The organism is Pseudoduganella sp. GW821-FHT11H04 (genome assembly GCF_058807935.1).
This window is the reverse complement of sequence record NZ_JBXARE010000001.1, coordinates 542,904-561,946: the sequence shown is the minus strand read 5'-3', so window position 1 is coordinate 561,946 and position 19,043 is coordinate 542,904. Positions and strand designations below refer to the sequence as shown.

The window sequence follows — 19,043 nt, the reverse complement described above, 5'->3', positions numbered from 1 at the left end:
CCCCTGGGGAAATTGGGGAACAATAATAGCATCAGCCAAGCTCGTGGGAATACACGAGGAAGCCATTATGTTTGGCCACCTTGTCGTACAAAGCACGCCCCGCCTGGTTGGTGTTTAGCGTCTGCCAGTAAACACGCGAGCTGCCCGCAGCGCGTGCAGCCTCATACACCGCCTCGATCAATTGGCGCCCAACGCCCTTCCCGCGCGCCTGCTCCGCCGTGAACAAGTCCTGCATGTAGCAAACCTGATTCAGCCGTGTCGTGCTGCGATGGAAAATGTAGTGAGCAATGCCGACCACCCGGCCTGCATCCTCCGCAACCAGCGCATGCACCGGCTCCGACGGATCAAAAAACCGCTCCCACGTAGCCCGCGTGATTTCCTCAGGCAGCGCAGTCGTACCGCTGCGGCCATAGTAGGCGTTATAGCCATCCCAAAGGACGCGCCAGCCATCGTAGTCCGACTGCTGAATGGGTCTGATGTTAAACACTGTATGCCACCGAAAACTTCAGTTGGTAATTCGTTGCCCCACAGTGCACTCCACCCGTACCGTACGCCTGCAGAGCATCTCTGATGTCATTGATGATCTCCTGCTTGTGTTCTTTCAACCCCATCGGAATCTCAAGCTTGGTCAGGATGATGCGCGCCAGCCAACCATTGCCTTTCGACGCATGCTCGGTAATCTGGACGTGAAAAACCACATAAGCCGACTTCCAGTAAAACAGCCAGAACGGATCATGCGCTCCCATCTCCGGCGGAACCGTGCGGGTCACACAGCGCATGTGAATATACCGCTCCCGGTCAATCGTCCATTGTGAGGAGCAATGGCTCATCGGAATGTAGCGCCGGTCGATCTCGCCGAGCCGGTACACCTGGTAGTCTTCCCTCGATATTTTCGCATTCTCAAAAGCCATTCACTTTTTCTCCATTGTGCGCTTGGCATAGACAACAGCGACAGTAAGCAAAGCAGAATCGCAATGAACATACGCTCGGTTGGTTAATTGGCAATCACTCCAGTTTGCCGCGAAGAGCCCGCCTCAGGCAAGCTTGGGCTGAATGAGCGCTTCCAGATACTCTTCAAACGAAGCGTACCGCGGGCCGCGGCAGCCATCCCTCGGATACCCAATCAGCGCAGGTGACCAGTATTCGACGGCCGGCCCGCCGTCATCCTGCCCCTCCTTCGGCCTGACCAGGCAATCAAAATCCTCGTCCATGAAACCATTGGAGATGATGACCAGGTCTTCCGGAAGCCGCCGCGTGCGGCGGCGCCTGCGCCAGTACCGGTTGTACGAAATGATATGTGCGGTGGACTCGTAGTCCTCACCAAGGCTAAGGAATACATGGCCGAACCTCGAACTTTCCGTCGCCAAAGTCACCAGCAAGTCGGGCAAGCGAATGCGGAGTGACGCAGTGATTCGATCCAGAGAAGCTTTCGTTGGCGGCCAATTCCCGATCCCATCTCCACCAACCGCGACATCAAATCGCGCAACGAAATCGCTCATTTAAACGACGCCTTAAACGCCTCCGGGCAAAGCCAGGCCAGGACGGCTGCCACAATGAATAGCGCCGGAACGTCGCCAAGCAAATGCCCCGCATGCATCGGGTTGCCCGCCGCCTGAATCGCCATCACCCCGCCGTGCACAATGCTGGACCAGATCGTGAATGCAATGAGGCTGATGTGCCGCTCCGGCTGGCGCGACGCAAGCAAAAGAAACACGCCAAGCGTCGCGTAGATCGCAATGATCATCTCCAGATACTCCGACCGCCCGTGATGCCACGCCCACCCCGAAGGCCAAAGAACGGTAAGTGGGAATACGCCAAAAAGAAAAATCAAGCCAAACACAATCAGCGCTGCTCGCAGGTACTTCATCCGGTCTGCTGTATTCATGTCGCGCTCCCGCGTTTGGCATGGCCAGTGGCTGCAAATTTTACTACGACAGGCAGTCGCGGCGGCTACTGGGCAAACCGGAGCCTGTTGCTTGCAATTTGCTGGAATTCCTCGTTGGTTAGCGGGACCCTGGTTCGGAATATCTCCCAACCTCTACGTATGCTGCCGCCAGGCGGACTGAGATCGGAGCCGTAAAGCACGCGCGTGGGCCCAATCTGCCGAATACGCTGGGCGACGAGCTGCAATTCGGCATTCGTGGTTTCCTCGGTGACGTTGGTCGCGACATCGAAATAGAGCTTTCCAATGCGAGGGTCCTTACGTTCTGCCGCTGCGGCAAATACCGCCATCACCTCGTCGTTTTGCGGCGTGTAGCCAGGACCGGATGCACCGAGGTGCGCGACGATGATTTCGATGCGAGGCGCCGTCGGCAGGACTTTATCGAGAAAGAGCCGCGCATCTTCAGCGCCATAATCGCTGCCGCCACGCGCCCGCATGTGCACAAGGACAGCGGCGCCACGCCGTTGCGCAAGCCCGAATATCGCTTGCACCACCGACAGGTGGCTTGGGTCGCGCAAGCTGACGCCACTGTTACCCAGATGGAGCTTAATGCCAGTCATTCCTGGAAGCCCCAGGCACCGCTCAAGCTCCGCCATCGCAAACGCGCGCAACGGATTGGCGCTGCAGAATCCGATAAGACGGGATGCGTGCTTGTCCACCTCGGCAGAGGTCCAATCGTTTTCCTCCTGTGTCAGCCTATCAGGATCGACTAGTCCTTTACGCTCATCGGAAAAGCTGTAGCCAACCGAAAGAACGACTGCCCGTTCAATCCCCGCCGCATCCAATTCATTAACCAGCGCCGCCCCATCCCTGGTCGGCTCTCACTTGCCACAATATTCGGCGCGCTTGCTGGGTACCCGCAGCACCTGGTCGACATAGTAGGTCAACGCATCTTCCGAATATTTTGGATCCGGATGCATGGCGACGAAGGCCGCCCCCTTCTGCATCCAAGTCGCAACGCAGCTCGCCGTGGCCTCGCCCCCCTCAGCGCATACGGTGAATTCATCAAACGCACGGCGGTAAACGGAGAACGCGGCGTGATCCATCGGCAGGCCATGACCCGGCACCAGGGTTGGGAAATCCACCTTATCGATCTCCGCCAGCGCCTGGCGCCAGCCTTCCGCACAGCCGGTATCGAAGAATGGCAGCGGCACCGCCACCAGGTCGCCGACGAACACGGTTTTGCTGACCGGATCGTGAACCCATACATCGCCTTCTGTCGCGGCATACTTGGCCAGATGGAGTTGCAGCTCGCGCTCGCCAAGTTTGATCGACATCGCCCCCTTCACCGGCTGATCAGGAATCAGGTTGGCAGGATCATTTATCGCACCAAGGTATAAGCGCGTATCGGCCTTTCGCGCCTCCGGCACGGCGGGATCTTCTAGCCTGGCCTTGGCCTTGTCGACATTCCGGATCAGGAAGCCTTTCAGCGCGCCCTCCACGGCCGTACTCGTGTAGAGCTTTGCGCCCGGATAGGCGGCGCGGATGCGGGCGTTTCCCGTCGCATGATCCAGATGCCAGTGTGTATTGATAATTGCAGTGATCGGCTTATTCCGAGCCTTGGCAACAGCAATGATCTTTTCGGTATGTTCGGGATGTCTGCCAGTATCGATAACCAGCATTTCTTTGGGGCCTTCGAACACGATGGAGTTCCCATCAGGCTGGGAATCTTGCGGCAGCTTACCCTCGATGAAGGTGTACGGTGCTTGCGCCGCAGGAGTAGCGGCCATGCCGAGCGCCAACGCTAGTGTGGTGATCATTTCCGTTTATTTCCTCGGTTCGTACCGCAAAGCGACTGCGCCGGATTGGAAATCCCTGCGCCCGACGGGCTTCAAGTCAACGTACTTCGAAAGGCCTGCGAACAAAGCCGGACCATGTCCCACCAGACGAGGGTGCACCACAAACTCGTACTCGTCGATCAATCCCAGTTCCGCCAACGCGAGAGGGAGTGTCACTCCGCCCAAATAAATCCCCCTACCCGGTTGCCGCTTAAGTTTGCGAACCGCCTCGGCCAGGTCGCCCTGCACCAGTTCTGCGTTCCAGTCGACGTTGTCCAGTGTGCTGGACACAACGTATTTCTTTGCCGCGTCTATGGTCATGGCAAAGGGCTGCATCCATTCGGCCATCCAGTCAGGCCAACCACCCGCTGCCGGCCGCCGCCACGCCTCCTCCATCATCTGGTAGGTTATCCTGCCAAACAATAAGGCATCAGCTTCCGCGAGCCGCTCTGCAAAGAAGCGATGCAGTTCTTCATCCGGCGAAATGGTGCGATGGTCGCAGCCCCCGTCCAAGGTGATGTTGATGGAATACCTAAGGGGACGCATGGGAGACTCCTTTGGCTGAATTTGGATTTGAACGCAATAATAGCCTGTTCATGCCCCCCGGCCCGCGGTGTCTTTTCTGCGTATTGGGATTTACCAGAATTTAAACCACTGCTTCTTTTCTGGCTTTGCGTTCGGCCTTTGCCGAAGCTGGCGGTGCAATTGCCCCATCAGGCTTTGATATACCAACATCGAAAACGTCTGAAGGTTCTCAATTTCGAACTTCCCACCCAGCAGGGGATGCAGTTTCCACCCCAAGCATTCTGTCTCATTCGGCGCAACTTCGTTGCCGACCGCGATATCAAACCAGTCTGACTGAAAAGTCTCTTCAATCCATTCCTGCGACTTATTCAAGCGATTGTATTCAGCTGAATTTTCAGCGATCTTCGAATACGAGCCTTCCAGCATCGAGAGAAGCCAAAGGCTCCCATCGGGCGCCCCGAACACCCAATCACCCATCGCCGTTAAGAACAAGGGCGTTTCGGACGATGGTACGAGCCAGCGCCAATCGTCAAGCAGCGCGCCGGCATCGACGTTTGCAGCATCAATAAAGAATGGACGATGCATGGAATGTGCTCCTGATAGTCGCGCTATTTTTGAGTACAACAGCAATCCGGCTTGGAACTAACCCTTCAGGTTTCCATCTGTCCGGAATAGGCCAATTGCGACGAAAATGGGGAAGATAAGGTTTCGCTTCCTTAGCGCCCGCATTACGCACGGCGGCGCTCCATGGCGAGCGATGACCGTTCGAAGCCCAATTTAGCGAAGAATTCAGCCGCCCCCTTGCGTCCAGCGCGAAGAACCCACGTGACCTGCTTATTTGTACCAAGTGCGTGCAGAACGAGTGACCGACCTATGCCCTTACGCCGATGATCGAGTGCGACGACGAGCATGGAGAGATACCCGTTGGATTGACCGTCGGTTATTGCGCGAATAAACCCTACGACCTGGCCTTCGTGAACCGCAACCGCAGCGACCTGCGACGCATAAACGAGTGACCCGAATTGCTCAATGCTGCCGATGCGCTCGCGCCAGCCATTCTGCGAGAGCAACTCATGGGCACTCGCAAGCTCTGATGGTTGAATACGATGAATGTTCATGGCGAGGGAACGAAAAATAGAACATCAACGTCCATATTGCGCCAACTTATTACCTCAACTGCAACAGGCGCAGTTCATCAGGCAGTGCGCCTCCACGCAGCACCGCGCTCATGAGCGGAATGTCCACCGAGATATTAATACTCAGCGCAAAATCCCTTGTGAGCGGCCCTGCGATTCGAACGCGATCTACGACTTGACCTTCCCATTCAATTAAAAGCAGCCTACCGGCAGCCCTCTGCGTGAGCATAGCTACGCGCTTAGCGGCAGCATCCGTAAGGCGGATCGCCAATTCTGGACGCGGTCCTCCAGATAAAGGTCGAGCATCGGCAACATCTGCCTGTGTCACCATGGATTGCTTCTCCCCCTCTAGAATCAGGCGAAATTTCCCGTGAGTCTTGGTCAGATATTCGACTTGCCGTGTAGTAGGCGCCCAGCCGCCGAATCGAAGAGTAATTTGGTCGGAGCTCGCCTTTGAGTCAATCGTAGCGAAGAACCCATGCTCAATGCTCTCGAATCGCCTTTCAAGAACCTTCGCCACCTGAGGAACCGCAGCCAGTGGAACTTGTTCAGCGCGCAAAGTAACTGAGATAGTTTCAGCAAATGCAGGGGCCGACGTGAGTGCCGCAGCCCCAGCAAGGAGCGCCACTTGGTAGAGACGCCACAAGCGAAAATTCATAATACCTTTCATGCCTAATTCAATCATTATTCTGCCTTATCATGGCCAGATGTTCATTCTCCCATTCTCCACTTACCCATAGTGCGTTCGAAAAAGCGGGGGCCGCAACCAGCATTGCGACGGCCGAACGTGATCTGAGGGATGGCATCATCGTCGCCCACCGTTCTTGATTCGCGGCGAACAAATCGTGGTTAGCCCACTTGAGCGGAAATACCGGAAAGGTCAGTTCAGCGCTTTGGCGACGCGGTCGCCAAATTCTGCTCCGTGCATTTGCAAGGCCAGCTGGATCGTGCGCGTGGCACAGCGGTCTGAGGTCGAAGTTCCGTTCTGCTGCACGCAGCGCTTGTGGTGAAATGCGGCGAAGTCCTTCGCCTTTGCGTTGGCACCATGCATCCAGCCCAGGACTGCAAGCAGCACTATGCCAACGGCGAATTGCGCTTTGATCGGCAAAGTCCAGTTGTAACGGATGAAGAACATGGCGCCTCCGGAAATCCTTCCTGCCCTCGATCTTAGGCAGCGAATATTTCCGTTTGATGACCTGGCGCCATTCCCAATCACGCTTCACTCTTTTCAACCTCACGCTCGCCATGCTCTTCCGATGCCTCTGGCGGGTGGTGGTACCACCTCTCGTGCGGGGAGTAGCGTTCACACGAAAAACACTGCGTTTGCGGCCACTTCACAGTGCATCCAGGGCAGACGGCCCTAGTCCAGAAGGTATTCCATATCGTGCCGCAAGATGGCGTGCAGGACCAGCGGTCTTCTGGCTGCGGACGCCATTTGCAATGCGGACAGTAGATTTCGGCCTTCTGTTCCATCGAATCAGAGTTTGCTGTTCATGCAGCCGGCGCTTGAGCACTCGCGCAGGCGGTCTTGCAGGAAGCGGGAGCGTTCGATGGTGGTGCTGGTGGCACAGTCCAGGTTCACGTAGAAACCTTTAGCTTCGCGCTTGGAGCAGGAGTTGTTGCGGTTTTCGATCCATGCCAGTTGGCCGGTCTTGAGGGCTTTCTTGCCATTGGCATCGAGCTTGGCGCTCAGGTTCTTGTAGGTTTCGTTCAGTTCTTTATCCGCTTCCTGATAGACCTTGTTCAGGCAATACAGGCCGTCGAAGTCGTTCTTCGGCACGTCGCACGCAGAGTTTGCGAAAGCGGCGCCAGTGGCGGCCATTAACAGGGAAAACACCAGTTTCTTCATTCTTGCTCCGCAGGGTGGCTATTAATTATGACCCCGGCATCTTAACTTGCCCGCTCCCTCTCAATCCTCTCCAAAAGTAACGTCCTGGTGTCGAGCAAGACCTCCGCTTGGACGAATTATTGGCCGGCGTCGCCTCTGAGTGCGTCCACCGGCACGACACTCCCATCCTGTCCGCCTTGTAGTGCAGTGATCTTGATCAGTGGATTCTCACGAATTTGAAGCTGGGTTTGCATGGTCAGGTCCGACTGAATGATGTCGATGGCATCAAAGAGTTGATCAACTCGCTACGTAGCTCATGACCCGCAAGCTAAAGTTAAACCCCAGCCCGTCCGGGTTGAATGCTGGACTGGGCGTCACAATAATTTACGCACACGTCCTGAATCGAGGTGGGATTGGCGTGATCAGTCCTCTTGATCGCTAACCATTGCGCCTTCATCGGATGATGAGCGTAATGACGTAGAATGGGGCATCCGCCTGCAGGAGTACCCCGTGAAAATTACTGCCGCAGTTCGCAATTCCGCCAAGTCGCACGAGGTTAATGTCGCCACGAATGGCGTTACGCAAACGCTTCCGGTGCCGGCCAAAAGTACGGGTCAAGGCTCTGCCGTCAATGGTGGCGAATTCCTGATGCTGGCACTGGCAACGTGCTACTGCAACGATGTTTATCGTGAGGCGGAAAAGCTGCAAATTCCGATCGATGGAGTTTTCATCGAGGCGAGCGCGGACTTTACCGGCCCGGGCCTGGCAGCTACCAATATCCGCTACCATGCCCGCATTACTTCGCCGGTTTCGGAAGACGTCATTGCGGATCTATTGCGCCATACCGACGCTGTGGCGGAGGTTCACAACACCATTCGCAACGGCGTTCCGGTCCGGCTCGAGTAAGCCAAGACCGCATCAATCCCGCTTGTACAGTGCTTCAATGGTGCTAGAGGCGAGCGAATGGGCGTTGACGATATAGCCCGTCAACGCGCCGGAGGCGTTTTCAGGCAGCTCAAGCTTCTTCGACAGCGCATGCACAGTGAATCGGTAGTGATGCACGCCATGCTTTGGTGGCGGACAAGCGCCGCCGAAGCCTTTGGCGCCGTAGTCGTTGTTCATTGCCTGGCTGCCGGACGGTGCTGCGGCGCCTGCGGGCAACGAGTTCACATCCTTCGGAATGTTCACCAACTGCCAGTGCCACCAGCCGCTGCCGGTCGGCGCATCGGGGTCGTAGGCGAGGACGGCGAATGCCACCGTCCCTTCCGGCGCCCCGGACCAGGAAAGTTGTGGGGACTGGTTGCCGCCGCCGCAGCCAAAGCCCTGGAATTCCTGTGCCTTGGCCATGAATTTGCCGTTGGCGATGTCGGAGCTGGTCAGGGTCAATGAGCCGGCCATCGCGGTGTTGGATGCCAGCAGTGCTGCAAGAATAAGGTGTCGCATATATGCTCCTGTGTTCGGGAGCGCATATCTTAGGCAGCGGGCGCAGAATCGTTTAGACCAAATCCAGCCAGATCTTCGCCCTATCCGTTCATTCTCGAAGTGGTGGCAGAAATGGCGGGGCCTTTTGCCAGTGTCTGGAAGACGACGCAATAGCGTTCCGTTAGCCGCAGCAGCGTCGCAAGTTGCTCGTCGTTCGCGTCAGTGTCGAGGTCAAAATGCAGGCGGATGGACTGAAAGCCGACCGCTATCTCCTTGGAGACACCCAGGGTACCGCGGAAGTCCAGGTCGCCGTCTGCGCTCACGACCGCCTCGCGCAGGGTGATGCCCAGCGAGGTGGCCACGGCGTTGAGCGTTACGCCGGCACATGCCACCAGGGCTTCCAGCAGCATGTCGCCGGAGCAGGCTTGCAACCCTGTGCCGCCGGTTGCGGGATGCAGGCCTGCGACGACAAGCCCCTTCCCCGTTTCGATCTTGCAGCTGACGCCCTCGCCTGCGCGGCCTTGCGCATGAAGGGTAATCATTGCTGCTTCCGGATCTTCCTTGTAGCGCTCCTTCAACGGAGCCTGCACAGCGCGCAATTCCTCTGCCTTCATGACACCCTCCCGTGGATGGATCAGTCAGCAAGCATTATGCGCGTTTTGCGGAGTTCCGTCGGCGTAATGCCGAAGAACTGTTTGAACTTGTCGGTGAAGCGCGATTGGGATTGGTAGCCGCACTTTTCGGCTATGCGGCCAATGGGCTCGAAAGTCGATTGAACAAGGTGCAGGCCATGTCCCAGCCTGGCCCTGTCCTTGATCGCCTGCAGGGTCGTGCCCTCCGCTGCCAGTTTGCGGCGCAGGGTCGACTCGCTGAGTGCCAACCTTGCGACCAGCACATCGGCGTTGATATCGTTGGCGAAATCGGCGCTGATCATGGCGTGCAGCTTATGGCTCAGGCTTGGCGGCTCGACGACCGCGCTCACCTGCTCATGCCCCAGGTGATAAATCAGCTGGAGTATTTCCTGCCTGCGCGCGGCCCACATGGCTGGTGGCGCAAACGCGGACCATTCCACGAACTGCTCCAGGGTCCTCCGGAACGCATCGCATATCGGGCCTTGAAGGTGCGACTCTGTTCGGCCTTTCCTGGGAGGCAGGCAGTTGAAATCTTCGTATTCGAATTCAACGATCAGCGCCAGGTATTCCCCTTCGCCGGGAATATTGCGCATATTGATGCTTGGGTGATTCGACAGTACGACAAAGGTCCCAGTCGGGCATTCGATCTCGCCTTTGCTGCCAAGCCTCTTGCTGCCATCAAGCACGCAGATCAGCAATGGCTTGATGATCGGGACGTTGACGATCTTTTGTTCACAGACCGACGAATAGACAGAGAACGGAAGCGCGCGCCGCTCGCTCCCTGCGCTCTTTGCAGCCAGAATCAGCTCCTTACTTGCCATCCGTTTTCGTGCGCAGTTTTCCTGGGATGACTACGAAGAAGAACAGCAATGAGATCAGGGACACCGAAATCCTGATGGCAGTCGGCATGCTGGGAAGCATATACGCCACCGCAATGTTCCAGATAGCCAGCGGCGTATAAAACCCTGCAAGCAGCCAGTGGAATTTGCGCCAGGCGGAATCTGCCAGGCCAAGGCGATCACCGAATAGAAAGTACAAGGCGCCCCGCTTCGTGGCGAACAGCGATACGACCGGCACCAACACCAATACCAGACAAATGAACACTTGCTTCAAGCGGCCAATATCGAACGGGAGATGCCGCAGCGAATCCACCGCATAGACGGCGAAGCACTGCAGCATGAACACGCGCCAGAAAAGCGACCAGCCAAGGCGGAATCCGAAATCGCTCCGCAATTCCGGCGCCCGGGCAAACATGTCCGCCGATGGCGGCTGATAAGGATTGTGGGACATCTTATGATTTCAGGTGGAACTGGATCGCCGCCTCCATTGCCTGATGCAGTGGAATCTTGTCGCCTGGTTGCATCGACTTGATCGGCGATACAGTGCGGGTAAAGCGGCGCTGCCCGTCTGATTCGGTTTCGATGAAGATCACAAATGCGGACGTACCCGGCTTCAATTCGGATTCGGTGTATAACGCGCGCTGGTATTCGTTCTCGCCTGACATGGCATTGAATGCGTTGGCATCAACCAGGGTGTGAACTACGTCACCTTCGCGAATTACATTTTCGCCCATAATCGCAGCGCCAATGATGCCGCCAAATGCCGCACCAAGCGCGACATTTCGCAGTTCACTGCGCCTATTCATATACACGGCAAAATGGTGCAGCTTGGTCTGCGGCACGGCTGTCGAAACAAACTTCTCTTGCAAGCGATGGCTGAACAGGCGTGCGCCGGTTGGATCGGTGATGTCTTGTGCCACGCGGTGATAGCCATACGCGTCGCTGGTAATCAGCAGGCTGAAGATCTCGCGGGTGCCTTCAGTCGCAGGACGCAGGTCTTCAACGGGGGCTTTCGCGGATACAGCCAGGTTTTCAACCGGCAGTGCAACCGGGCCAGTGGCGCAGCCGGCAAGGATAAAGGAAGCAAGAAGTACGAACAGGTAACGCATGAATCCAAGGTCTCCAATAGTGAGGGGAATAGGCTTTACCGACGCTCGATCGAATAAATACGGCCAGCCTTCTGCAACTGGACAAGTTCGTCTTTAGTGAAGACAACCGTTCCTTCGTAGTATTGGGAACCAATCACCTCCCCGCTACTCATGGCCTTCGTTGCGCCCTTCAGCTTGTTGTAGGTAACGCGTGGAGCGTCGAATTCAATATTATTTCCATCGACGTTTTTGACTCGCAGCACGCCATACATGACCGGCGCTTCCGGGGACTTCAGCAGGCTTGCGATGTCTGCGATGTAGAGGTCGCGCTGCACCGGGCTCGCCATCATGGCCAGCACTTCTTTGTCGCGTTTTGCTCCATCGACTTGCGCGAAGATAACAAAGCCCACGATCAGCGCAACCAGGAACGCCCAGCTCCAGCGGGACATGAACGGGATCGCCGGCTTGCCGAGTTTCTCTTCCACTTCCTTGGAAATCAGCTTTTCGCCGCGCTGGCAGACTTCGCACACCTTCACGTACTGCTTGGCGGTGACCCATTTGAACAGGTACCAGATGTGATTGACCTTGTAGTGCAGCTGGACCATGAAAGTCCGCTCTTTTTCGCAAGTCGGGCAATGCTTGTGCTCATCGGCTTGCAGTACTTCTACTTCGCCCTTCGATCCCCAGACGATCATTTGTCATACCCCCAAATTTAGTTGTTTTGAATGCCCAGCATCATGCCGTCATTGGGGGCGCTTGAATCTCTCGAAATTTCACAAGCTATCAAAATACAACGCATCCAGACGGGAGCCTTCGCATTCAATAACGCGCTCCGCGCAGGAAGCGCGGTGCAATTGCGCAGAAGGCGATAAGGGAGAGCAGCGGGAAGAACATCTTCACCGTGAGCCACGTTTCGATCGCGACGCTCAGTGCGAGTACGAAATTACCGGTTCCTAAGGCGAAGTAATATGCAGCCGCCATCCAATTGAATCTTCGCCACGCGGTGACGCCAAGGTTAAGGCGGCGGCCCCATATAAAGAACAATGCACCTGGCTTGGCGAGCATTGCGGACAAGACCAGGACGATCGCTGCGCAATAGCAGATCACTGCAGGCTTGAAGGCGATGAAATCGTACGGCCAGCCCACGAACGATACGATCGGAAGCGTGACAATGAACTGCAGTACCAGTACTCGCCAAAAGAGCGAGGCCCCGAGGCGAAATCCAAAATCGGTCCGAGTGCCATCCGGGCTGCCAGCGTCGAAAGAAGCTGAAGGTGGTGCATAAGGGTTTTGAGACATACATGGCTCCAGATATGCCAGACCGAGCCAGGGAGGGCTTCGCGGCGCGACGAATCATAACTTGCCACATGCAAGCGAAAGCTCTCCAAAAGTAACAAAAAAGCCGCCAGGCTTGCGCGCTGGCGGCTTTTTTGGGGCGGAGCTGATTACTGTGCGGCGGCAGCAGCTTCTTCAGCAGCGGCTTTCATCGACAGTTTCAGGCGGCCGCGCTCGTCGGTCTCCAGGACCTTCACGCGCACTTGCTGGCCTTCTTTCAGGTAGTCGGCAACGGCGTTCACACGCTCGTTGGCGATCTGCGAGATGTGCAGCAGGCCGTCTTTGCCAGGCATAACCTGGACAATGGCGCCGAAGTCCAGCAGCTTCAGGACGGTACCGTCGTAGGTCTTGCCCACTTCCACGGAAGCGGTCAGTTCTTCGATACGGCGCTTGGCTTCCTGGCCAGCGGACGCGTCGACGGAAGCGATGGTGACGATGCCGTCGTCGCTGATATCGATCTGGGTGCCGGTTTCTTCGGTCAGCGCGCGGATCACGGCGCCGCCCTTGCCGATCACGTCACGGATCTTCTCTGGGTTGATCTTGATGGTGATCAGGCGTGGTGCGAAGTCCGACAGTTCGGTCTTCACGTTCGGCATGGCCTTCTGCATTTCGCCCAGGATGTGCTCACGGCCTTCTTTGGCTTGCGCCAGTGCCACTTGCATGATTTCCTTGGTGATGCCCTGGATCTTGATGTCCATCTGCAGCGCGGTGATACCAGCGGAGGTACCGGCTACTTTGAAGTCCATGTCGCCCAGGTGGTCTTCGTCGCCCAGGATGTCGGACAGAACGGCGAAGCGGCCGCCTTCTTTGATCAGGCCCATGGCGATACCAGCAACGTGTGCTTTCATCGGCACGCCGGCGTCCATCAGCGCCAGGCAGCCGCCGCAGACGGAAGCCATCGACGAGGAACCGTTGGATTCGGTGATTTCCGAAACCAGGCGCACGGAGTAGCTGAACTCTTCTTGCGAAGGCAGAGCGGCGATCAGTGCACGCTTGGCCAGACGGCCGTGGCCGATTTCGCGGCGCTTAGGCGTACCAACACGGCCGGTTTCGCCGGTGGCGAACGGAGGCATGTTGTAGTGCAGCATGAAGTCGTCGGTGTACTCGCCCATCAGAGCATCGATCTTCTGCGAGTCACGGGCGGTGCCCAGGGTCGCTACGACCAGTGCCTGGGTTTCGCCGCGGGTGAACAGCGCGGAACCGTGGGTACGTGGCAGCACGGACGAACGGATCGAGATTGGACGCACGGTCTTGGTGTCGCGGCCGTCGATACGTGGCTCGCCTTGCAGGATCTGGGAGCGAACAACTTTGGCTTCCATTTCGAACAGGATGTTGCCGACTTCTACCGAGTCAGGAGCGTCGGCGCCGTTGGCAGCTGCGTCGGCGGCCAGGTCGGCGGCGACTTCAGCGGACATGGCGCGCAGCTTGTCGGTACGGGCTTGCTTGTCCTTGGTCTGGTAAGCGGCGTTGATCTTCGCTTCTGCGAAGTGGGCTACTTTAGCGATCAGGGCTTCGTTCTTGGCAGGAGCGGTCCACTGCTGCTCTGGTTTGCCACCGTCGCGCACCAGTTCGTGGATCGCGTCGATAACGGCTTTCATTTGCTCGTGGCCGTAGACCACTGCGCCCAGCATCACTTCTTCGGACAGCTGCTTGGCTTCGGATTCCACCATCAGCACGGCGGATTCGGTACCGGCAACCACCAGGTCCATCTCGGAATCTTTGAGTTGGGAAGCGGTTGGGTTCAGGATGTACTGGCCGTTCTTGTAGCCGACGCGTGCTGCGCCGATTGGGCCATTGAATGGCACGCCAGCCACGCACAGGGCGGCGGAAGCGCCGATCATGGAAGCGATGTCGGGATCGATCTCTGGGTTCACGGACAGAACGTGAATGATCACCTGCACTTCGTTCATGTAGCCCTCTGGGAACAGAGGACGGATTGGACGGTCGATCAGGCGGGAAGTCAGGGTTTCCTTCTCGGAAGGACGGCCTTCGCGCTTGAAGAAGCCACCTGGGATCTTACCTGCTGCGTAGGTCTTCTCGAGGTAATCAACGGTCAGTGGGAAGAAGTCCTGGCCTGGTTTTGCGTCTTTACGCGCCACCACGGTTGCCAGTACGACGGTGTCATCCATCGATACCACTACCGCGCCGGATGCCTGGCGAGCGATTTCGCCGGTTTCCAGCGTCACGGTGTGTTGGCCGTACTGGAAGGTCTTCGTTACTTTGTTAAACATGGGTTTATCCCTCTTTCTCTTTAGCCGACAGATTTTCAGGAGCTGTCGTAGCACCTCACCACGGCCGGCCCGAAGACCGACATACTGCTTTACTGCTTCTCCTTCAATAAAAAATGCCTGCGGCAGCGAACTGGCGCAGGCATTTCTCGTTTAAACCTGGAAACGCAAGAATTACTTACGCAGGCCGAGTTTAGCGATCAGGTCGCGGTAACGGGTTGCGTCTTTGTTCTTCAGGTAAGCCAGCAGGGACTTACGACGGTTAACCATCATGATCAGGCCACGACGGGAGTGGTGATCTTTGGAGTGGGTCTTGAAGTGGCCGTTCAGTTCGTTGATACGTGCGGTCAGCAGAGCAACTTGCACTTCTGGGGAGCCGGTGTCGTTTTGGCCACGGGCGTTGTCGGCGATGATGGCCGACTTGTTGATGTTTTCAACGGTCATTTTCTTACCTTTCACATGCGATGAACGGAGTCTTGCAACCCTGAACATCGTGAATTACGTTAATTAAAAATCCAGCCGGAAGGCCAGACACGGGAGTATAACCGGAATACGGGACGAAAGCTACCCGGGCATACAATCTTGCGCCCCAGGCAGTTGCAATTTCAACACCAATTACAGTGCATCCAGGCTCTTTTGGTCATCCGCCACGAATTGCGGCTGGCAATAGTCCTGGTCCTCCGGCTTCAAGTCCGTCCACAGCTCTTCATTCAACGTCGACGCCAGGCCGGCTTTTTTTATCACTTCAGCCAGTCGCGCCTGGAATTCGCCACGCCGGCCCTCGAGCTGAGTGGGAAATTTATAAAAAGACAAGCGACACGGCCCCAGCCAGCCACCCACATCGGTAATATGCAGCAACTCATCGTCGACGAAGAAAATATAAGCTCGATCTGAGGTGCGCGTGTAATTGGGGCCACGGAACAGGAACTCCCTCCTCTCGCGATCCCACCAATGGCAGCCACTCATCCCACGGCTCGCGTGATCAAGTGCTGTGGCGAGGTACGACAATTCAGAATGCGTCAGTCCGTCGTGCTTCGGAAACAGGGACTCCAACGCCCAATCACACTGCTCCCGAGTCAACACCACGGGATCGGTGTACTTCATGTATTCATTCATAAAATTCGTTTCAGAACTCCAACTGCGCAGCGAAAATTCCCAAGGCTGCCGCGATTCGCTCTCGCGTCCCTTTGCGGGGCCGTCGAGCACTCTCCTGTTGCGCGAAGGCGGGCTGGGTAATGCCAAGCCGTCCTGCAACTTGCTCCTGAGTGAGGCCAAGGTGCTCGCGCCAGGCGCGAATGGGGCTCCAATCATTTGTTACGATTAGGCCTACGACCTCGTGTGGCAGCGCGCCGTCTTCCCTTTCCTTTTGAGCCCGCATGTAATCGTCGTAGGGAATAACTACGAAAGCGGGACTGCCGTCTGGGCCGTTGATGACTTGGATGTTAGTAGGTTTGTTCATCACGCTTTCTCACCTCTTCAATGCTGACAATCCTCAACCGCCCATCAAAGTCGAATAACACGCGGAACCGCCCTGCCCGCAATCGATAACTGTATTTATGTCGCGTCAACGCAATAACATTGGAGCCCCATGGCAAGGTAGCCAGGCTGCCGACGGAGCGCCATACGATTAGCTGATCAAGCTTGTCCATTTTGGCGAGCTGCTTCTTGGCTTTCGCCTGCCATACGATGGAAAATTGGGCTACCACAATTATAAGCCTTCACGAAAAATCCCTTATATGGGCCGTGAAAGCTTATAGGTGAAGCGACAGGCGCGATTTGACGAGCGTCAAGTCGGAGTCGGGCCGGCCGGCGTGACGGCCGGCCCGGTGGCGCGCTTAATCCTTGATTTCGAGGGCGCGGTTGAGGCTGAGGGCGGCGAGCGAGCCGGCGGCGCCGGAGAGCAGGTAAAGGCTGACGTAGGCGAGGCCGAAGTGGGCGGACAGGCCAAGCGCGACCAACGGTGCGAACGCGGCGCCGACCAGCCAGGCCAGGTCCGAGGTCAGCGCAGCGCCGCTGTAGCGGAAGCGGGATTCGAAGTTGGCGGTCACGGCGCCGGCGGCCTGGCCGTAAGACAGGCCCAGCAGCGCGAAGCCGATAATGATGAAGACGGTCTGGCCAAGGTCGCCGCCCTGCATCAGCAACGGCACGAAGCCGCTGAACACGCCGATCATCACGGCCAAGGAGCCCAAAGTCTTGCGGCGGCCGATGCGGTCGGCAATCCAGCCGGAGGCGACGATGCAGCCTGCCGCCAGGAAGGCGCCGGCAATCTGGATCGCCAGGAATTCACTGACGGAGCGCTCCGAATACAGCGTGATCCACGAAAGCGGGAATACGGTCACCAGGTGGAACAGTGCGTAGCTGGCCAGGGCGGCCAGCGCGCCGATCACCACATTGCGGCCTTGCGACTTAAACAGCTCGCCGACGTCGGTCGGCTGCAGTTCGCGCTCTTCCAGCAGGCGGGCGTATTCATTGGTAGACACCAGGCGCAGGCGCGCAAACAGCGCCACGACGTTGATCGCAAAGGCGACATAGAACGGATAACGCCAGCCCCAGTCGAGGAAGTCTTCCGACGCCAGGCTGGACAGAAGGAAGGAGAACAGGCCTGCTGCGATGATGAAGCCGGTCGGAGCACCCAGCTGGCCCAGCATTGCGTACCAGCCGCGCTTCTCTTTCGGCGCATTCAGGGCCAGCAGCGACGGCAAGCCATCCCAGGAACCACCCAGGGCAATACCCTGTCCGAAGCGCAGCATCGCCAGCATGGCCAGCGCGCCCAAACCACCCTGCGCATAAGTTGGCAGGAATGCCATGCCGGCGGTCGATGCGCCAAGCATGAACAGTGCAATCGTCAATTTGGCCTCACGCCCGAACCGCGACTGGATCGCCATGAACGTGGCCGTGCCCAGCGGCCTTGCCAAAAACGCAAAGGAGAAAATCACGAAGGAATACAGCATTCCGTCCAGCTTGGAGGCGAACGGGAAGAACACGCTGGGGAACACCAGCACGGAGGCAATGGCGTAAACGAAAAAGTCGAAATATTCGGATGCCCTGCCAATGACGACACCCACGGCGATTTCGCCGGGAGCAATGCGTTCATGGGAGGAATCAGATGGCCCCATCGGGATTCCGTGGGCTGGCGCGGTCAGGCTTTGCATAGTACTTGTCTCCTATTACTCGCCGGTTGAGAGATATCACCGGCGTTTATTACAGTTATCTAGCCTGCTGGTAGGACAATATGTCCAATCGCGCGTCCTGTCCAGTTTCTTTACAGTACGAAGAAACTTGATCCAGAACATTGATTTTTGCGCATGCCTATCATACTGCTTCTCCTTTTGGCCGTCTGCCTCAGCGGCTGTAATACCATCGTGATGAACCCTGCCGGCGATGTAGCTTCGCAACAGGCGCACCTGGTAACCATCTCAACCCTCCTGATGCTGCTCATCATCGTACCGGTGATCGCGCTGACGGTACTGTTCGCCTGGCGTTATCGCAAAGGCAACACCAAGGCCAAATACACGCCGGACTGGGACCACTCGACCCAGCTCGAACTGGTGATCTGGGGCGCCCCGCTGATGATCATCATCGTCCTCGGCCTGCTGACCTGGATCAGCACCCACCTGCTGGACCCTTACCGTCCGCTCAGCCGCATCGATGAAAAGCGTCCGCTGGCCGCCAATCACAAGCCGCTGGAAGTGCAAGTGGTGGCGCTGGACTGGAAATGGCTGTTCATCTATCCGGAACAGGGCATCGCCACCGTCAACGAACTGGTGACCCCGGTCGACACCCCGATCCGCTTCAAGATCACCGCCTCGACCGTGATGAACTCGTTCTACATCCCTGCCCTGGCTGGCCAGATTTACGCCATGCCGGGCATGGACACGACCCTGAACGCGGTGCTGAACAAGCCAGGTACGTATGAAGGCTTCTCCGCCAACTACAGCGGCTCGGGCTTCTCGCATATGCGCTTCAAGTACCACGGCATGTCGAGCGCCGACTTCGACGCCTGGGTCGCCAAGACCAAGGCCGAAAGCGGCAGCCTGAATCGCACCGAGTACCTGGCCCTCGAAAAGCCAAGCGAGCGCGAACCGGTACGCCACTACGGCACCGTGACCGACGAACTGTACTCCGCGATCATCAACCGCTGCGTCGCCGAAGGTTCCGTCTGCGCCAACCAGACCATGGCCGCCGATGCCGCCCGCGTGAAAGCCGACATCGCCAAGAAGGAAATGGAAGCTCGCCTGTGCACGCCTAGCGAAAAGCTGGCCCTCGAATCTACTGCCCGCAAGAACTGAA

The 19,043-nt window shown here is 57.3% G+C and carries 27 protein-coding genes; 2 read left to right on the top strand and 25 right to left on the bottom strand.

Annotated elements, in window-relative coordinates; all coding sequences use genetic code 11:
- Positions 1-31: 31 nt before the first annotated feature.
- The 12 genes from AC1RTP_RS02815 to AC1RTP_RS02760 all read right to left on the bottom strand — a co-directional run bounded on the left by AC1RTP_RS02815 (position 32) and on the right by AC1RTP_RS02760 (position 7,230).
- Positions 32-487 carry a GNAT family N-acetyltransferase gene (locus AC1RTP_RS02815; protein ID WP_498604547.1) on the bottom strand — a complete coding sequence of 152 codons (456 nt, stop codon included), beginning with the start codon at positions 485-487 and terminating at the stop codon, positions 32-34.
- Positions 480-911 (bottom strand): hypothetical protein, encoded by a 432-nt coding sequence (locus AC1RTP_RS02810; RefSeq protein WP_498604546.1) that lies wholly within the window; start codon positions 909-911, stop codon positions 480-482. Before AC1RTP_RS02810 ends, AC1RTP_RS02815 begins: the two co-directional genes overlap by 8 nt.
- 123 nt (positions 912-1,034) lie before the next feature.
- Positions 1,035-1,499: an SMI1/KNR4 family protein gene (locus AC1RTP_RS02805; protein WP_498604544.1), complete on the bottom strand. Its 465-nt coding sequence runs from the start codon at positions 1,497-1,499 to the stop codon at positions 1,035-1,037.
- On the bottom strand, positions 1,496-1,885 hold the full coding sequence (locus AC1RTP_RS02800) for a DUF6632 domain-containing protein (RefSeq protein ID WP_498604543.1): 390 nt from the start codon (positions 1,883-1,885) through the stop codon (positions 1,496-1,498). Before AC1RTP_RS02800 ends, AC1RTP_RS02805 begins: the two co-directional genes overlap by 4 nt.
- 65 nt (positions 1,886-1,950) lie before the next feature.
- Complete coding sequence (locus AC1RTP_RS02795; RefSeq protein ID WP_498604541.1) at positions 1,951-2,727, bottom strand: amidohydrolase family protein; 777 nt, start codon at positions 2,725-2,727, stop codon at positions 1,951-1,953.
- A gap of 36 nt (positions 2,728-2,763) precedes the next feature.
- Entirely contained in the window at positions 2,764-3,702 is a 939-nt protein-coding gene (locus AC1RTP_RS02790; protein WP_498604539.1) for an MBL fold metallo-hydrolase, read from the bottom strand.
- 6 nt (positions 3,703-3,708) lie between these two features.
- Entirely contained in the window at positions 3,709-4,266 is a 558-nt protein-coding gene (locus AC1RTP_RS02785; RefSeq protein WP_498604537.1) for a dihydrofolate reductase family protein, read from the bottom strand.
- A gap of 90 nt (positions 4,267-4,356) precedes the next feature.
- Entirely contained in the window at positions 4,357-4,830 is a 474-nt protein-coding gene (locus tag AC1RTP_RS02780) for a T6SS immunity protein Tdi1 domain-containing protein (protein WP_498604533.1), read from the bottom strand.
- Between the two features lie 143 nt (positions 4,831-4,973).
- Positions 4,974-5,363 (bottom strand): GNAT family N-acetyltransferase, encoded by a 390-nt coding sequence (locus AC1RTP_RS02775; protein ID WP_498604531.1) that lies wholly within the window; start codon positions 5,361-5,363, stop codon positions 4,974-4,976.
- Between the two features lie 49 nt (positions 5,364-5,412).
- Positions 5,413-6,066 carry a hypothetical protein gene (locus AC1RTP_RS02770; RefSeq protein WP_498604529.1) on the bottom strand — a complete coding sequence of 218 codons (654 nt, stop codon included), beginning with the start codon at positions 6,064-6,066 and terminating at the stop codon, positions 5,413-5,415.
- A gap of 195 nt (positions 6,067-6,261) precedes the next feature.
- On the bottom strand, positions 6,262-6,516 hold the full coding sequence (locus AC1RTP_RS02765) for a hypothetical protein (protein WP_498604528.1): 255 nt from the start codon (positions 6,514-6,516) through the stop codon (positions 6,262-6,264).
- 342 nt (positions 6,517-6,858) lie between these two features.
- The gene (locus AC1RTP_RS02760) at positions 6,859-7,230 is read right to left on the bottom strand and encodes a lysozyme inhibitor LprI family protein (protein WP_498604526.1); all 372 of its coding nucleotides are present in this window, start codon (positions 7,228-7,230) and stop codon (positions 6,859-6,861) included.
- A 489-nt stretch (positions 7,231-7,719) separates the two neighbouring features.
- Here AC1RTP_RS02760 and AC1RTP_RS02755 point away from each other — a divergent pair, with 489 nt between their 5' ends.
- Positions 7,720-8,115, top strand: coding sequence for an OsmC family protein (locus tag AC1RTP_RS02755; protein ID WP_498604524.1), 396 nt, complete (start codon positions 7,720-7,722; stop codon positions 8,113-8,115).
- Between the two features lie 12 nt (positions 8,116-8,127).
- Here AC1RTP_RS02755 and AC1RTP_RS02750 read toward each other — a convergent pair whose 3' ends face one another.
- From AC1RTP_RS02750 to AC1RTP_RS02690, 13 genes are all read right to left on the bottom strand, one after another.
- Positions 8,128-8,652 (bottom strand): YbhB/YbcL family Raf kinase inhibitor-like protein, encoded by a 525-nt coding sequence (locus tag AC1RTP_RS02750; RefSeq protein WP_498604522.1) that lies wholly within the window; start codon positions 8,650-8,652, stop codon positions 8,128-8,130.
- An 80-nt stretch (positions 8,653-8,732) separates the two neighbouring features.
- Positions 8,733-9,245, bottom strand: a complete 513-nt coding sequence (locus AC1RTP_RS02745; protein ID WP_498604520.1) for an OsmC family protein — start codon at positions 9,243-9,245, stop codon at positions 8,733-8,735.
- 20 nt (positions 9,246-9,265) lie between these two features.
- Complete coding sequence (locus AC1RTP_RS02740; RefSeq protein ID WP_498604518.1) at positions 9,266-10,084, bottom strand: helix-turn-helix transcriptional regulator; 819 nt, start codon at positions 10,082-10,084, stop codon at positions 9,266-9,268.
- Positions 10,074-10,553, bottom strand: coding sequence for a hypothetical protein (locus AC1RTP_RS02735; RefSeq protein ID WP_498604516.1), 480 nt, complete (start codon positions 10,551-10,553; stop codon positions 10,074-10,076). Before AC1RTP_RS02735 ends, AC1RTP_RS02740 begins: the two co-directional genes overlap by 11 nt.
- Position 10,554: 1 nt before the next feature.
- Positions 10,555-11,211, bottom strand: coding sequence for a hypothetical protein (locus AC1RTP_RS02730; RefSeq protein WP_498604514.1), 657 nt, complete (start codon positions 11,209-11,211; stop codon positions 10,555-10,557).
- A 35-nt stretch (positions 11,212-11,246) separates the two neighbouring features.
- Positions 11,247-11,885 (bottom strand): hypothetical protein, encoded by a 639-nt coding sequence (locus tag AC1RTP_RS02725; protein WP_498604512.1) that lies wholly within the window; start codon positions 11,883-11,885, stop codon positions 11,247-11,249.
- Between the two features lie 124 nt (positions 11,886-12,009).
- A complete protein-coding gene (locus AC1RTP_RS02720; RefSeq protein WP_498604510.1) occupies positions 12,010-12,489 on the bottom strand; it encodes a septation protein IspZ in 480 nt (159 codons plus the stop codon).
- Positions 12,490-12,635: 146 nt separating this feature from the next.
- Complete coding sequence (gene pnp, locus AC1RTP_RS02715; RefSeq protein WP_498604508.1) at positions 12,636-14,756, bottom strand: polyribonucleotide nucleotidyltransferase; 2,121 nt, start codon at positions 14,754-14,756, stop codon at positions 12,636-12,638.
- 171 nt (positions 14,757-14,927) lie between these two features.
- Positions 14,928-15,197 (bottom strand): 30S ribosomal protein S15, encoded by a 270-nt coding sequence (gene rpsO / locus AC1RTP_RS02710; RefSeq protein WP_498604506.1) that lies wholly within the window; start codon positions 15,195-15,197, stop codon positions 14,928-14,930.
- Positions 15,198-15,368: 171 nt separating this feature from the next.
- Positions 15,369-15,857, bottom strand: coding sequence for a hypothetical protein (locus tag AC1RTP_RS02705; RefSeq protein WP_498604505.1), 489 nt, complete (start codon positions 15,855-15,857; stop codon positions 15,369-15,371).
- Between the two features lie 22 nt (positions 15,858-15,879).
- Complete coding sequence (locus tag AC1RTP_RS02700) at positions 15,880-16,212, bottom strand: helix-turn-helix domain-containing protein (RefSeq protein ID WP_498604503.1); 333 nt, start codon at positions 16,210-16,212, stop codon at positions 15,880-15,882.
- Entirely contained in the window at positions 16,196-16,402 is a 207-nt protein-coding gene (locus tag AC1RTP_RS02695) for a type II toxin-antitoxin system RelE family toxin (protein WP_498604502.1), read from the bottom strand. The genes AC1RTP_RS02700 and AC1RTP_RS02695 overlap by 17 nt, the downstream gene beginning before the upstream one ends.
- Before the next feature lie 186 nt (positions 16,403-16,588).
- Positions 16,589-17,905, bottom strand: a complete 1,317-nt coding sequence (locus AC1RTP_RS02690; RefSeq protein ID WP_498604500.1) for an MFS transporter — start codon at positions 17,903-17,905, stop codon at positions 16,589-16,591.
- A 153-nt stretch (positions 17,906-18,058) separates the two neighbouring features.
- On the opposite strand from AC1RTP_RS02690, the gene cyoA reads away from it, so the two are divergent.
- Positions 18,059-19,042 (top strand): ubiquinol oxidase subunit II, encoded by a 984-nt coding sequence (gene cyoA / locus AC1RTP_RS02685; protein WP_498604499.1) that lies wholly within the window; start codon positions 18,059-18,061, stop codon positions 19,040-19,042.
- The last annotated feature ends 1 nt before the right edge of the window (position 19,043 follow it).